Raw genomic sequence first — 244 nt, 5'->3', positions numbered from 1 at the left:
GTTGGTTCGAATTAAGTAAATTCTCAAAAATCTTTCTTCCTGTATCATAACGTGAGCCACTGACTCCAAGGCTACTATCTTTGGCACTTGGATAGCGATAAGCAAATGATGTCCTTAAATGAATCTGCCCATCAACAGGATTCACTTCAATGACCTGTGCAACCTCTGACGAAGACAATTCAAATTCACGATTGGTAAAACATTCAAAGGCAAATTTACCATAAACGGATTGAGGGATCCAACG

Annotated in this window: 1 protein-coding gene; it reads right to left on the bottom strand. The window is 39.3% G+C overall.

Features of this window, described 5'->3' with window-relative positions; translation table 11 throughout:
- On the bottom strand, positions 1-244 hold a 244-nt coding region (locus CBI42_RS12025), incomplete at both ends, for a hypothetical protein (protein ID WP_142294172.1).

This window comes from Streptococcus sp. KR, from assembly GCF_002238115.1.
Taxonomy (GTDB): domain Bacteria; phylum Bacillota; class Bacilli; order Lactobacillales; family Streptococcaceae; genus Streptococcus.
The sequence above is the reverse complement of the archived record's forward strand: the minus strand, read 5'-3'. Positions and strand labels throughout refer to the sequence as shown.